This window comes from Novosphingobium sp. FG137 (assembly GCF_057809735.1).
The window spans coordinates 233,377-247,423 of the sequence record NZ_JBMDKN010000001.1 but is presented as its reverse complement, the minus strand read 5'-3'; the positions used below and the strand labels follow the sequence as shown (position 1 = coordinate 247,423).

The 14,047-nt window shown below is 62.4% G+C and carries 15 protein-coding genes; 6 read left to right on the top strand and 9 right to left on the bottom strand.

Going from position 1 to position 14,047, the window contains the following annotated elements:
* Positions 1 to 249: 249 nt before the first annotated feature.
* The 4 genes from ACODS2_RS01020 to ACODS2_RS01005 form a co-directional block, all read right to left on the bottom strand.
* Positions 250 to 822: an LptA/OstA family protein gene (locus tag ACODS2_RS01020; RefSeq protein WP_421839807.1), complete on the bottom strand. Its 573-nt coding sequence runs from the start codon at positions 820 to 822 to the stop codon at positions 250 to 252.
* On the bottom strand, positions 819 to 1,463 hold the full coding sequence (locus ACODS2_RS01015; RefSeq protein ID WP_298168654.1) for an LPS export ABC transporter periplasmic protein LptC: 645 nt from the start codon (positions 1,461 to 1,463) through the stop codon (positions 819 to 821). Before ACODS2_RS01015 ends, ACODS2_RS01020 begins: the two co-directional genes overlap by 4 nt.
* A gap of 36 nt (positions 1,464 to 1,499) precedes the next feature.
* A complete protein-coding gene (locus tag ACODS2_RS01010; protein WP_298168657.1) occupies positions 1,500 to 2,117 on the bottom strand; it encodes a ribonuclease D in 618 nt (205 codons plus the stop codon).
* A 62-nt stretch (positions 2,118 to 2,179) separates the two neighbouring features.
* Positions 2,180 to 3,496 (bottom strand): UDP-glucose dehydrogenase family protein, encoded by a 1,317-nt coding sequence (locus tag ACODS2_RS01005; RefSeq protein ID WP_488997195.1) that lies wholly within the window; start codon positions 3,494 to 3,496, stop codon positions 2,180 to 2,182.
* A 113-nt stretch (positions 3,497 to 3,609) separates the two neighbouring features.
* Here ACODS2_RS01005 and ung point away from each other — a divergent pair, with 113 nt between their 5' ends.
* Positions 3,610 to 4,299 (top strand): uracil-DNA glycosylase, encoded by a 690-nt coding sequence (ung, locus tag ACODS2_RS01000; protein WP_488997194.1) that lies wholly within the window; start codon positions 3,610 to 3,612, stop codon positions 4,297 to 4,299.
* Here the strand turns inward: ung and ACODS2_RS00995 are convergent.
* Complete coding sequence (locus ACODS2_RS00995) at positions 4,296 to 5,279, bottom strand: magnesium and cobalt transport protein CorA (RefSeq protein WP_298168666.1); 984 nt, start codon at positions 5,277 to 5,279, stop codon at positions 4,296 to 4,298. The two genes, ung and ACODS2_RS00995, sit on opposite strands and share 4 nt — an antisense overlap.
* A gap of 121 nt (positions 5,280 to 5,400) precedes the next feature.
* On the opposite strand from ACODS2_RS00995, the gene ACODS2_RS00990 reads away from it, so the two are divergent.
* A complete protein-coding gene (locus ACODS2_RS00990; RefSeq protein ID WP_488997193.1) occupies positions 5,401 to 6,927 on the top strand; it encodes a flavin-containing monooxygenase in 1,527 nt (508 codons plus the stop codon).
* 447 nt (positions 6,928 to 7,374) lie between these two features.
* On the opposite strand, the gene ACODS2_RS00985 is transcribed toward ACODS2_RS00990, so the two are convergent.
* Both ACODS2_RS00985 and ACODS2_RS00980 read right to left on the bottom strand, forming a co-directional pair.
* Entirely contained in the window at positions 7,375 to 8,103 is a 729-nt protein-coding gene (locus ACODS2_RS00985; RefSeq protein ID WP_488997192.1) for a hypothetical protein, read from the bottom strand.
* 15 nt (positions 8,104 to 8,118) lie between these two features.
* A complete protein-coding gene (locus tag ACODS2_RS00980) occupies positions 8,119 to 8,577 on the bottom strand; it encodes a glycine zipper 2TM domain-containing protein (protein WP_488997888.1) in 459 nt (152 codons plus the stop codon).
* Positions 8,578 to 8,717: 140 nt separating this feature from the next.
* Here ACODS2_RS00980 and ACODS2_RS00975 point away from each other — a divergent pair, with 140 nt between their 5' ends.
* From ACODS2_RS00975 to ACODS2_RS00960, 4 genes are all read left to right on the top strand, one after another.
* Entirely contained in the window at positions 8,718 to 9,875 is a 1,158-nt protein-coding gene (locus tag ACODS2_RS00975) for a tetratricopeptide repeat protein (protein ID WP_488997191.1), read from the top strand.
* A gap of 393 nt (positions 9,876 to 10,268) precedes the next feature.
* Complete coding sequence (locus tag ACODS2_RS00970) at positions 10,269 to 11,030, top strand: competence/damage-inducible protein A (protein WP_488997190.1); 762 nt, start codon at positions 10,269 to 10,271, stop codon at positions 11,028 to 11,030.
* Between the two features lie 102 nt (positions 11,031 to 11,132).
* A complete protein-coding gene (locus ACODS2_RS00965) occupies positions 11,133 to 11,684 on the top strand; it encodes a hypothetical protein (protein WP_488997189.1) in 552 nt (183 codons plus the stop codon).
* A complete protein-coding gene (locus ACODS2_RS00960) occupies positions 11,684 to 12,637 on the top strand; it encodes an NAD-dependent epimerase/dehydratase family protein (protein ID WP_488997188.1) in 954 nt (317 codons plus the stop codon). The genes ACODS2_RS00965 and ACODS2_RS00960 overlap by 1 nt, the downstream gene beginning before the upstream one ends.
* A 130-nt stretch (positions 12,638 to 12,767) precedes the next feature.
* On the opposite strand, the gene rplA is transcribed toward ACODS2_RS00960, so the two are convergent.
* Positions 12,768 to 13,466, bottom strand: a complete 699-nt coding sequence (rplA, locus tag ACODS2_RS00955) for a 50S ribosomal protein L1 (protein ID WP_298168682.1) — start codon at positions 13,464 to 13,466, stop codon at positions 12,768 to 12,770.
* A 4-nt stretch (positions 13,467 to 13,470) separates the two neighbouring features.
* The gene (rplK, locus tag ACODS2_RS00950; RefSeq protein ID WP_421839816.1) at positions 13,471 to 13,902 is read right to left on the bottom strand and encodes a 50S ribosomal protein L11; all 432 of its coding nucleotides are present in this window, start codon (positions 13,900 to 13,902) and stop codon (positions 13,471 to 13,473) included.
* Positions 13,903 to 14,047 lie beyond the last annotated feature (145 nt).

The window sequence follows — 14,047 nt, the reverse complement described above, 5'->3', positions numbered from 1 at the left end:
GGTTATGCAGCGGGCTGGCAATGCCCGCTGCCTTGATCGCTCCAGAGAAAGCCAGCGACCAGGAGGCGCCCTGGGATTGCATTCGCAACCCGAACGGACGCAGTCCTGCCCGTTCGCCACAGTGGTTCGTGCTTGTTGGATAATCCGACGAGCTCTTCGCAATCGCAAAAGAGAATCCGAGCCCGATATGTCATGCTGCACCAGGCCGATCGAACCGCAATCACGCGTCCGTCAGACCCGTTGCCGGCCTTACTTCGGAACGCTGAAGCTTCCGCTTACCCGGCCACCGGATCGCGCAGGCTCGCCCGACGCGGCGGCCGACATGCCGCCGGACGAGCGTCCGTCGATATTCGAGATGCCCGTATTGAGGTCGATCACCAGCCGCCCGCCATTCAGCGTATCGGATCCGCGCCGCAGCGCGACGTTGCCGGCCATCGTGATGATCTTGGCGTTGAAATCGTAGACCGCGACATCACCGCTCGCGCGTTCATTGCCGCGCGTCACCACCACGCCGCCAGCTGCATCGATCCGCTGGATCTGCAGGCTGCCCGCATCGGTATATGCCACCGTGGTGCGCGCCGCGCGCATTGTGAGGCCAGCCTGCGTGATATCGACGTTGCCCGAAAGCACGACCCGATTCTGCTTGTCCTGCAATTCGATCCGGTCGGCCGCATAGTTCACCGGCGCCTTGCTGTTATGCGCGGCAATCGCCTGCGCACCAAGGTGCTGGGCGCCAGCCGCCAACGCGGCGCTTGCCGCAAAGCCGATCGCAAGCGATCGCAGGGGCCGTCCGGCCTTCAAGGCTTCGATCAGCGTGGTCATGGCATTTTCAGCTTGCCGGGCTCCATCGTCAGGCGGGCGTGGCCATCGAGCGTGATCGTCCTCGCTTCAAGGTCCGCGCTTATCCTGTCGGCAGAGAAAGTGCCAGCAGGAATGCGCCCCTCGGCGCGCCCCTGACTGACGAGGCGGCGCTTGGCGATGTCGATATCGGCCCCGGCGGTTACCATGCGATATCCGTCGGAGGTCTCGAAATTGACCGGCGAGGGCACGTCGATCTTCTGCTTGGCAAAGTCATAGACGCCTTCGCCCGTCGTCAGGCTCGCCGGTCCATCGTTCAGCATGACCCTCGCAGTGATGTCGCGCATCTCGACTTCGTCACGCGTCTCCGAATGCTGGACCGCGCTGCCCGCCGTAACCGAGAAGTTCCGCCCCGAATCGTCCTGCCCCCGGTACATCGCGCTCACGACGCGCAGACGGTCGTTCACCATCGCCACCTTGTTGCGATCGAGGAGGAAGCTGATTTCCCCGCGCGGCGAGAATGGCGCGATCACCAGCACCGCAAGCAGCGCGCCGATCAGCGCGGGCAAGCCTACCGCCAACGCCCGCACCATGCGGTCGTGAAAGCCGCCGGGTGCCGCAACCACCTGGCGGCGCCCTCGCAGGTTGTCCGCCCCTTGCGTCATCGTGCCGGATTCCCCGTCAGCGTCACCTGCAAGCCCTCACTCGTGGCTGAAGATGTCGCGGTCGGCCCAGCCGGCGATGTCGAGCAGGGCCCGTGTCGGCAGGAACTCGAAGCAGGCCTGCGCCACGTCGGTACGCCTTTCGCGGGCCAACCGGTCGACAAGGATGCCATGCATCGCATGAAGATAGCGCACGTCGGACGCAGCATAATCCTGCTGCGCATCACTGAGGCTGGGCGCGCCCCAGTCGCTCGACTGCTGCTGCTTGGAGATTTCCTTGCCCAGCAATTCGCGCACCAGTTCTTTCAGGCCATGCCGGTCGGTGTAGGTGCGCACCAGCTTGGAGGCGATCTTGGTGCAAAACACCGGCGTTGCCATCACCTTGAGGTAGTAGTGGATCGCGGCAAGATCGAAGCGGGCGAAATGAAACAGCTTCAGCCGCGCCGGATCGGCGAGCACCGCGCGCAGATTGGGCGCAGCATAGTCGCTTCCCGCAGCAAACCGCACGAGGTGCTCGTCGCCATGCCCATCGGAAATCTGCAGCAGGCAGAGCCGATCGCGCGTGGTGATGAGCCCCATCGTTTCGGTATCGACAGCGACCGGTCCGGGCGCAAGCACACCCTCGGGCAGGTCTTCTTCGTGAAAGTAAACAGCCATCCGCCCCGCTTAGGCTTTCGGGGCGGTGGCGGCAAGCGCGGGAATCGGCCCCAGGCCCGGCGCTACACCCGTCCGACGCTGCTGTAGTGCCATCCGGCGGCGCGCACCTCGCTCGGGTCATAGACGTTGCGCAGATCGACCAGCACGCGGCTGTTCACAAGCTGCCCCACGCGCTCGAGGTCGATGCCGCGGAACGCGTCCCACTCCGTAACGAGCACAACGGCATCCGCGCCGGTCACCGCCTCATAGGCGTTCTTGGCCATGGTCACTTCGGGCATCAGCGGCGCTGCTGCCTCCATCCCTTCCGGATCGTGGGCAACGATTTCCGCACCGACATCAAGCAGCGCCTGCACGATCGCGATTGAGGGCGCATCGCGCATGTCATCGGTGTTGGGCTTGAAAGTCAGGCCCAGCAGCGCAATCCGCTTGCCGCGGGCTTCACCAACGCCGGCTTCGGTCATCGCCTCGATCACCTTGCGGCCCATCGCCCGCTTGCGGCTATCGTTGGTGCGCACCACCGCCTCGACGATCCGGACCGGGCTCGCATAGTCTTCCGCCGTCTTGAGCAGTGCCAGCGTGTCCTTGGGGAAGCAGCTGCCGCCATAGCCCGGCCCGGCGTGGAGAAACTTGGAGCCGATGCGGTTGTCGAGCCCGATCCCGCGCGCAACATCCTGCACGTCGGCGCCCACTTTCTCGCACAAGTCCGCCATCTCGTTGATGAAGGTGATCTTGGTCGCGAGAAACGCGTTGGCGGCGTACTTGATGAGTTCCGAACTCCGGCGACCGGTGAACAGCAGCGGTGCCTTGTTGAGGAACAACGGGCGATAAACCTCGCTCATCACGCCGCGCTCCCATTCCTCCTCGGCACCGACCACGATGCGATCGGGGCGCTTGAAATCGCCGATCGCGGCGCCTTCACGCAGGAACTCGGGGTTGGAGACCACGGCAAACTTGGCATCGGGCGCGCGCTCGCGAATGATTCGCTCAACCTCGTCACCCGTGCCGACCGGAACGGTCGACTTGGTCACGATGACCGCCGGATTGGTCAGGCTATCGGCGATTTCCTGCGCCACCGCATAGACGTAGGAAAGATCGGCATGGCCATCGCCGCGCCGCGATGGCGTGCCCACTGCAATGAAGATCGCCTGCGCACCGGCGATCGAGGAAGGCAGATCGGTCGAGAACGACAGGCGTCCGGCCTGCACGTTGGTGCCGACAAGTTCGGCAAGTCCCGGCTCGTAGATCGGCATCACGCCGGCATCCAGCCGTGCGATCTTGCCGGCGTCCTTGTCGATGCAGACCACATCATGGCCGAAATCGGCGAAGCAGGCACCCGAAACCAGTCCGACGTAGCCGGAGCCCACCATTGCGATCTTCATAACGGAATCCCCACGCGCACAACCAAAGATACGTAAGGGCGGATAGCAAGGTGAGCGCCCCCCTTGCAAATGGTATTCCCGCACTGCAGCAAAACGGCTAGGCCGTGCCTGTCATGACAGCCGCAGCAATCCCGGAAACCTGGCGTCCTGCGCTTGCAGAAATCCTCGCCAGCCAGCCCATGCGGACGCTCGGCGGTTTTCTGCGAGCGGAAGAAGCAGCGGGGAAGCAGATCTACCCGCCAGCCGGCACGCGCCTTGCTGCGCTTGCGCTGACACCGCTGCCGCAGGTCCGTGTCGTGATTCTGGGGCAGGACCCATACCACGGCCCCGGTCAGGCACACGGCCTTGCCTTTTCGGTCAGGCCCGGTGTGCCGGTGCCGCCAAGCCTGCTCAACATCTTCAAGGAGCAGCAAGCCGATCTCGGCCTGCCTCGCCCTTCCCACGGCTATCTCGATAGCTGGGCAAAGGGAGGAGTCCTTCTCCTCAACACGGTGCTCACCGTCGAAGCCGGTCAGGCCGGTTCGCACCAGGGCAAGGGCTGGGAAGCGTTTACCGATGCGGCCATCCGCGCAGTCGCCCAGCGACCGTCTCCGTGCGTCTACCTCCTCTGGGGCAGCCACGCCCGCGCGAAGGCCGCGCTCATCCGCGAAACAAGCGGCGGCCCGCACCTCATTCTGGAAGCCCCGCACCCCAGCCCGCTCTCCGCCCATCGCGGCTTCCTCGGCTGCCGCCATTTCAGCCGGGCGAATGCCTTTCTCGAAGAGCAGGGTTGCGGCGCGATAGACTGGCGATTGCCGAGCTAGAGCCAGCCGATCCGCCGGAACCGCAACAGCAGTCCGCCGCAGATCGTGATGATGAGCCCCCAGACCATCGGATAGCCCCAACGCCAGTGGAGTTCGGGCAGGTAGTCGAAGTTCATCCCATAAATGCCGGCAATGGCTGTCGGCACGGCAAGAATGGCGGCCCATGCGGCAAGCTGACGGGTGATCACGCCCTGCCGGTGCTGTTCGAGCAGCCCGGCCGTCTCCACCGCCGCCGCAAGCGTTTCCTTCAGGCTATCCATCCGCGCCATCGCCCGGCGCACATGATCAAGCACGTCGCGAAACCAGATCCGCGCCGAAGGGTCGATCACCGGCAAGTCCGCCTCGGCGAGGCGCTGGGTCAGCTCCTCCATCGGCCCGATGATCCGCTCGAACCGCCTGAGTTCGCGGCGCAGGCGGAAGATGCGGCGGATCGTGGTCGGATCGGGGAACTGGTCGATCGCTGATTCCTCGATACTGTGCGCCACGTCCTCGAACTGGTCGGCGATCGGCAGATACCCATCCACGATGAAATCGAGCACGGCGTGGAGGACATAATCCGCGCCTTCGGCGAGGTGTTCGGTATCGGCTTCCAGCGCGCGGCGCAGATCGGCATGCGCACGTGCAGACCCTATCCGCACGGTCACGATGAACTGCGCGCCAAGGAAAATCGCGGTCTGCCCGTAGGTGATCGTGTCCCCACCCCGATCCATCATCGCGGTGCGCGCGACGACGAACAGCTGCTGGCCATAGATATCGACCTTCGGCAGCTGGCGCGGGTTGAGCGCATCCTCGATCGCCAGGGGATGAAGCCCGAACTGGCGCGCAACGCGCTCCATCTCCTCGAGCGTCGGATCGCACAGCCCGATCCAGTCGAAGCACCCGCGCGGCAACACCGCTTCGGCCAGCGGCACGCCCGTCAGTGCAAGATCGGCGGGATCCGGCTTCCCCTCGGTATAGCGGCGCGCGGCGATGATCGGCATGGCTTCCCTTCTGTCGCGCTCGCCGCCGGAGTGCAATCGCTGCATTTAATCGCGCATTGAAACATGCTGGCAATCATTCCCCTGACTGCTATCATGTATGTCAATAACGGTGGAGGATAGCATGGGTTTCGAGGACACGCGGCGCTCCGGGCAGCCGGATATCGACGTCGCGATCATCGGCGCAGGGCTTTCCGGCATCGGCATGGCCGCGCACATGCAGATGCTCTGCCCCGATCGCAGCTACGCCCTGTTCGAACGCCGCCCCCAGCTCGGCGGCACCTGGGACCTCTTCCGCTACCCCGGCGTCCGCTCTGACAGCGACATGCACACGCTTGGTTTCATCTTCGAGCCCTGGAAGCACGAGAAGTCGATCGCCGATGGCCCATCGATCCTCGACTATCTCAACCGCATCGTCGATGAGCGGGCGATCCGCCAGCATATCCGGTTCGAGACCAAGGTCGTTTCCGCCAACTGGGAGAGCGCCCACGCCTGGTGGGTGATCACCACCGAAGCCGCCGACGGCCAGCGCAGCCGCACCACCGCGCGGTTCCTCTACCTCGGCTCGGGCTATTACGACTACGACACGCCCTATGATCCCGCGATCCCGGGGCGTGAGGACTTTGCCGGCACGATCATCCACCCGCAGTTCTGGCCCGAAAATATCGACTATACCGGCAAGCGCGTCGTCGTGATCGGTTCGGGCGCAACCGCCGTCACCATCGTGCCCGCGATGGCCCAGAAGGCCGCGCACGTCACAATGCTCCAGCGCACACCCACCTGGTATGCCATCCGCCCGGCGCGCGATGCCATCGCCAACACGCTGCGCAAGTTCCTGCCCGAAAAGCTCGCCTACAAGATCACGCGCTTCAAGAACGTCACGATGCAGAACATCGTGTTCAAGCGCGCCCGCAACGAGCCGCAGAAGGTCAAGGACTTCCTGACGAAGAAGCTGCAGGAAGCGCTCGGCCCCAAGTACGATCCGGCCACCTTCACCCCGCCCTATAACCCGTGGGAGCAGCGCCTGTGCCTCGTGCCCGATGGCGATCTGTTCCATGCGATGAAGGCGGGCAAGGCCGAGATCGTCACCGACCATATCGAGCGCATCGACGCTGCCGGCATCCAGCTCAAGTCCGGCAAGCGGCTTGATTGCGACGTGATCGTCACTGCCACCGGTCTCGCCCTCGCCATGGCCGGCAAGATCGCGCTCGGCATGGACGGCCAGCCGGTGCGGATGAACGAGCGCTGGTACTACAAGGGCTGCATGTATTCGAACCTGCCCAACCTCGCGCAAGTCTTCGGCTACCTCAACGCCTCATGGACCCTGCGTGCGGACATCGACTCCGACTACGTGTGCCGCCTGCTCAACCACATGAAGAAAGTGGGCGCAGACAGCGCGACCCCGGTGCTGACCGACGAAAGCGCGCTCGAAGCGGACACCCCGCTCGATCTCTCCTCGGGCTACATCCAGCGCGGCCTCGCGATCCAGCCGAAAAACGCCAAGACGATGCCGTGGCGGCTCAATCAGGACTACTTGTTCGACCGCAAGTACCTGAAGGAAAACCCGCTCGACGACGGCATCATGCGCTTCGCCAAGGCCACTGGCACAGTGGCGGCGAAGGCTGGCGGAGTGGTTGAACCGGCGGACTGAACACTGCGCGTCTCCTTGTGAAGAAGGCACCGGCTAGAGACGAAACTGCCAGTCCGTATCCGGTGCCATGCCCTGTCTATGCGCAATGTAGATCAGCCAGTTCGCGATCTAGGGTCGGGACCTATCAACTGCGCCTTCGGGGCGCTGGAATCGTGAACATATGATGCGGAAATTCGCACAGAGACGGCTGGTTGCCTTTCCAAGTGCAATTCTGCCTGAGATGCAAGCCATGCCAGTGTCCCCCCAGGATTTACCTTGCAGTTTCCTTGGGCGGATCAATAAAATGACCCATTGCTTCGTCAGGACGCCCTGAGCCGCTGGCCAACGAAGCTGAATATCGACATATTCCCGCGCCTTCCTTGCTCACATTGAGCCATTTTGCCTCATGCCCGCCGTCAGGTATTGCGATCAGGCAGTTGAACACCAGGTCAGCTAGTGAGAACTTTTTTACTCGGTGTTTGAAATATTGTACCGCTTTAGTCCGAGTTCGGTAACATAACATACGCCAGTCTGCTTTTGCCCAAACATTCCAGTCAGGAAATCCAAAGACGCAGACATCTCAACAAGGTACTTGGCCAGTTTAGCTGCGCCTTGAGCGGTTGATCGCTCCAGCGTCATCATCTCACGCCGAAAGATAATTGCGGACGCGCCTGGCTGAATTTTTTCTGCGGCAATCAACTCTTTCTGAAGGGCGACTTTATCTTTGGCTGCCACCGACTGGTCAAAGTAAAGGGAAAACATATGTATTCCATAATAGGCCTTTGGATCAACTACCCTTATTTGCCCACCTAGAAACGCGATCGTGCAAGCGCTAATGCAGGCGTGGCCATCGGGAACTCGAACCATCAATCCACGCTTGCGGAGAACGCGACCCATCTCCTCGCCTTGCTCCAGATTTCCGCCGGGCGACGATAACCAAACTTCATCAACACTCCCGGCTTGCTGTATCGCAGCGTCCAGACGCGCACTCTCCTGATTTCCAACACCACCTTCACCTAGCAATACACGCGCACCGCCAGCGCTGATTACAGAATAGTTCATCTGGTCATCGTTGAAATGGGAGTACGCAAACGCGGAATCAGGTGGCTCACTGCCACAATACGAGGTCTGAGCTTGAGCAATGTCGCCAAATATCAAAAAAGCCAAGGCCGCAACGCGGAAATAAAAGTACCTCATCGGCCTAATTCTACTCTAGGCAGGCGCCCAAGATGTACTCGGGGGAGTGCGACAAAATCTAGGATTATCCTTCATTTCCTGCCCGTCAACGTAATTGACCTGGGTCACGTTTCGGCACACGCGGCCATCGGCCAATGTTTGCGCGGGAGACGCAGACACAGATCCATTGACGTCCTCTCTGCTCTCACTCGACCAAGTCTGCGTATTGGCTTGCCCAGACGCCTTTGAGTTAAGAGCCGTTTCGGTCGCACGCGCCATCTTTTCCTGCTCACAAGTATCAAGGGCCTTGCCGATCTTGCTGCCAATGAAGACGCCCAGGCCACCGCCGAGCACAGCACCCAAAGTCTTGTCACCCTTCCCAGCAACACTATGCCCAATAACGGCGCCGAAGATACCCCCAATTACAGCGCCAGCGGTTTGGCCGCCGCTGCCCCCACATTTGGCTAACGCGGGGGCAGGATTAAGAGCCAACATCAAAACGCATAAAGATGCCATCGCGGCCAAGAATCGGTTGCGCATCGGACCCCCCCAGTGCCAAAAAAGAAGAAGTTTCACTATAGCGCGCCGCGAATACGGCGTCGATAGCGAAAATAGACCGAATAGGGCCGGGACCCATGCGAAAGAGAATCTATTCAAGTTTATTCACAGCGTTCTTCTTGGCGCTCTGGCCTGGTTTCGCTTACGCGAAGGAACCACTTCAACGGCAAAATCTGGGCGAGCAAGTTTCCAACCATGGCGGCCAAATGGAATGCAAAGTCATGCAAGCCATGAGTGGTGATGCCTCCGCCCCCGTCAAAGTGTGTCGAACTCCTGGAGGCGTATGGCACAAAGTAGAATCCTCGCTCGGTGGAAATGATGGGACGGGCTTCCGTGGCCAAATGATCTATTCTGGTGAATTCGCGGGCACGGTGGGTCGTGTCCAACGATCACCTGCGCGCATAAATGCAGGCGGTTTCAGGATAAACTTAGGAGTTATCGAGACCGGACTGGTGAGGCAGCGAGACGTTCAAGGCCGAGTTGAAATCCAAGTGTCAGCCAACGGACCCGAGTTGAAAGGAATCTTCACGCTGCATGGCGAGGGCCTGAACCAACAGGTTGTATTGACCGGGAGTGTAAGTGACGGAAGTTGCAACTTCCATGAACCCAGCGGCATGTCGCGTTTCGATGGTCAGTGCGGTCCGCAGGGTTTGCGTGGCTCGCTCAAGACGGAGAATCGTATGGGTTGGCGCACGGTAGTGTCCATCGGTTCAACCATGAGAAGTCGGCAGAGCAGTGCTGAAGCCGCTCTTGCGACTGCCGCGGAGCAGCAGAGGGAGCAGCAAAGAGCGGCTGAGCGCGCTGAACGAGTAACGCATTATGTCGAGAACTTGACCCTCAGGGCGAAAGGGGGCGATGTTGAGGCAATGGGGTTCCTCGGCGACATGTATTCGGGTGACGGCGAATACGTAAATGATCCCACAAAGTCGGCGTACTGGTATTCCATGGCCGCAGAACGTGGTGACCCGAGATCAATGCTTAATCTTGCGATAAATTATAGCAATGGCGACGGTGTTAGCAAGAATACTACCATTGCCAGTTCACTTTTTTTGCGATGCGCGCGAATATCTTCAAAATATCTGATTTCTTGCGCCAGAAGTATCGGCATTTCCTATGCTTTAGGCGAGGGTGTTCCACAGAACAAGAAAGTCGCACTGTATTGGCTACGATATTGTGCACGCCTCGGGGACTCAAAGTGTGATGAAATTGCCAATCAGGTCAGCAACTCAAACTGAGGCTATGAAGAAGCAACAGGCTCGCCCTTAGCAAGGCATCTTTTCCCTCACTCTCGATCAGCGTGATGGCCGCAAGGGAGCGTCTCGGCAAGGAACCTTGCGCCGAGTGGGTTGGTAGCAGGACCAAGCGCGGTACACCTGCCAGACCCGCTCCCAGCAGCAATCACGATTGTACCGAGCCAGATTCTCGGTCCCGTAGGCCTTCCCAGGTTGAGCGTAACTTGCTCCAGAACGGGCGAGGCAATGGGCATTGAAGGCGTCTGCAATGCCTGGTGAGCGAACACCTTGAGACGCTTGTGCGTGATGAATGCGCCCTTCGCAGAGGCTTGCCCTTGCTGAACGCCCCCCCAAAGCCCCATTGCGCGCCGCACCCAATGCGCTATCGCTCACCCCATGACCCAAACCTCCCGCATCTGGACCGCCGCGCTCATTGTCGTGGGCGATGAGATCCTTTCCGGCCGCACGCATGACAAGAACATAGCGCAAGTCGCGACGTGGCTGGGGGTGCAGGGCATCCGCCTGCGCGAAGTGCGCGTGGTGCCGGATGACATGGCGGCGATCATCGAAGCGGTGAATGCGCTGCGGGCGCGCAACGATTACCTGTTCACCACGGGCGGGATCGGGCCGACGCATGATGACATCACGGTGGACGCCGTGGCCGAAGCGCTCGGCGTGCCGGTGGTGATCCACCCCGAGGCGGAGGCGATGCTCACCCGCTATTACGAGACGCGCGGCGGCATCAATCCGGCGCGGCTGCGCATGGCGCGGGTGCCGGAAGGCGCAGACCTCATCCCCAACCGGCTCTCGGGCGCGCCGGGGATCCAGGTCGGCAACGTGTTCCTGATGGCGGGCGTGCCGGGGATTACCGCACAGATGCTCGACGGGCTGACGGGCACGCTCGAAGGCGGACTGCCGCTGCTTTCCGCGACGATCGGCTGCTGGGTGGCCGAGAGCGAAGTGGCAGACTTGCTGCGCGAAACCGAGAAGACGCATAAGGGGTGCCAGATCGGCAGCTACCCCTTCTTCCGCGAAGGCAAGGTCGGCGCGAACTTCGTGATCCGTTCGACCGATCAGGCGCTGCTCGATACCTGCGCGCAAGTGCTGATCGATGGGCTGGCCGCGATTGGCCGGACTTCGGTGCCGGGGGGCATCTGACCTTCCGGCAATGACGGCTCCTCAACCTCGTTTCATGTCGAGCGAAGTCGAGACACTGGTACGAGGTGTCTCGACTTCGCTCGACACGAACGGGAAGTGAGTGTGAAGCAGACCGTAGTCCCGATCGTGTCGCTTCTCGCCGTTGCAGCCTGCACTCCTACGCTGACTCGCTTCGAGCGCACGCTTGGGAGCAATGACAGCGCAACCGCAGCGCTGGCACAGTGGTGCGCGGCACAGCGGATATCATCACCTGCGCAAATCGTGGCGGAGACCGACCGCGAGGCGAACGAGCCAGCCACCTCGGCGATCCGCGCCGCACTGGGCGTGAGCGATGACGAGCCGCTTACCTTTCGCCATGTGCGGCTGCGCTGCGGCGGAGCGGTGCTTTCGGACGCGAAGAACTGGTATGTCCCCGCGCGGCTCACCCCGGCGATGAATTCCGCCCTTGAAACGACGCGGACGCCCTTCGGTACGGTGGTGCGCCCTCTGGGGTTCCGCCGCGAACGGCTGACCAGCCAGCACGGGCGCGCCAAGGAATGCCCGGCGGGGACGGTGCTATCGCACAAGGCGGTGCTTCGGCTGGCGGACGGGCGCGCGATCAGCCTGGTGATCGAGTGCTATACGCGGGCGAATCTGGCGAAGGAGGTTTTCTGATGCGCGTTCTTCTCACCGGTTCCTCCGGCTGGCTCGGCCGCTTCCTCGCCCCGGCGCTCCGGGCTGCGGGGCACACGGTGACAGGCCTTGATGCTGTGCCCGGGCCGGAAACGCATGTCGTCGGCACGATTGCCAGCCGCGCGGTTGTGGACCGGGCGATGGGGCTGGGGATCGACGCGGTGGTGCATGCAGCGGCGCTGCACAAGCCGGATATCGCGCGGTATCCGGTGCAGACCTTTGTCGATGTGAATGTGACGGGGACGCTCAACCTGCTCGAGGCGGCACGCGCGGCGGGGCATGACCGGTTCGTGATGACCTCGACCACCTCGCTGATGATCAGTGAGGCGATTCGGCGCGAGGAAGCGCCCGAGGCGGTGTGGCTGGACGAGCAGACCGGGCCGCTGGCGCCGCGCAACATCTACGGCGTGACCAAGCTGGCAGCGGAGGGGCTGTGCCGGCTTCATGCCGCGGAACATGGGCTGGCCTGCGTGGTTCTGCGCACCTCGCGGTTTTTCCCGGAAGATGACGACACGCACAAGCGGCCATTGGGCGAGAACCTGAAGTCGATCGAACTGCTGCACCGCCGCCTGACAGTGGAGGATGCGGCGGCCGCGCATGTCATGGCACTGGAGAAGGCACCCGATGTCGGCTTCGGGCTCTATCTGGTGAGCGCGCCGCCGCCGTTTGCGCAGGCGGATGCGGCGGCCTTGAAGCAGGATGCGGCGGCGCTGATCCGGGAGCGCTTTCCCGATGCGGAGGCGCTGTTTGCGGCGCGGGGGTGGCAGCTGCCGCAGAGCCTGGGGCGGGTCTATGATCCCGGCCTCGCCGAGCGGGAGCTGGGCTGGCGCGCGCGAACCGATTTTGCGGCAGTGCTGGCGGCGCTGCGCGAAGGCGCGCCGCTGCCCTTCGCGCATGACCCGGCCTATACCTCGCCGCTGGCGAAAGGGCGCTGAGGCAGTCCCCTCTCCCAACTCTCTCCCCTGAGCCGAAGGCCACCGAAGGTAATGGGAGAGGGCTTTGGAAACACAAAAGGCCGGGAAGGTTTCCCCTCCCGGCCTTTTGTATTCAAGCCATGTGGCTGGATCAGCCGCCGTGGACTTCCGCGACGTCGACCTTGAGGCCGGGGCCCATCGACGAGGACAGACCGACCTTGCGCAGGTACTTGCCCTTGGCGCCCGAAGGCTTGGCCTTCACGATGGCATCGACGAACGCATCGAAGTTGGCGCGCAGCTGCTCGTTCGAGAAGCTCATCTTGCCAATGCCGCCGTGGATGATGCCCGCCTTTTCGACGCGGAATTCGATCTGGCCAGCCTTCGCCGCCTTGACCGCATCAGCGACGTTCGGGGTGACGGTGCCGAGCTTCGGGTTCGGCATCAGGCCCTTGGGGCCCAGCACCTTGCCGAGGCGGCCGACGATGCCCATCATGTCGGGCGTCGCGATCACGCGGCCGTAGTCGAGGTTGCCGTTCTGCATGTCTTCGAGCAGGTCTTCGGCGCCGACGCGGTCAGCACCGGCGGCGAGCGCCGCTTCGGCCTTGTCGCCGCGCGCGAACACGGCAACCTTGACGTCCTTGCCGGTGCCCGAGGGCAGCGTGACCATGCCGCGGACCATCTGGTCAGCGTGGCGCGGATCGACGCCGAGGTTCAGCGCGACTTCGATCGATTCGTCGAACTTGGTGCGCTTGAGGTCCTTGAGGAGCTGGATCGCCTCATCAACCTTGTAGAGCTTCTGGTTGTCGCCCAGCTTTTCCGCGAGGGCCTTCTTGTTCTTGGTCACCTTCATCGGATCAGCCCTCCACAACCTGCAGGCCCATGGCGCGAGCCGAGCCTTCGATGATCTTGATCGCAGCGTCCACGTCGTTGGCGTTGAGATCCTTCATCTTGATTTCGGCGACTTCGCCGAGCTGCGCACGGGTGATCTTGCCCGCAGAGACCTTGCCGGGCTCCTTCGAGCCGGACTTGAGGCCCAGGACCTTCTTGATGAGGAAGGTGGCCGGCGGGGTCTTCGTCACGAAGGTGAACGACTTGTCCGAATAGACCGTGATGATCGTGGGCAGCGGGGTGCCCTTCTCGACCTCTTGAGTCGCTGCGTTGAATTCCTTGCAGAAACCCATGATGTTGACACCGCGCTGACCGAGCGCGGGCCCGATCGGCGGCGAGGGCTTGGCTTCGCCAGCCTTCACCTGCAGTTTGATATACCCGTCAATCTTCTTGGCCACGGAGGCCTCCTTTCGTCCTGTTGGAGCCAGCTGGCCCCGCAGAGTGAGCGGTCAGACGGGCGCAAGCGCGCCCTCCCGCACGGAATCAGGCGAAGGGCAAGCCTTCACCGGAAGAGCGCGCCATTAGCGGGCAAGGGCCGCTTTG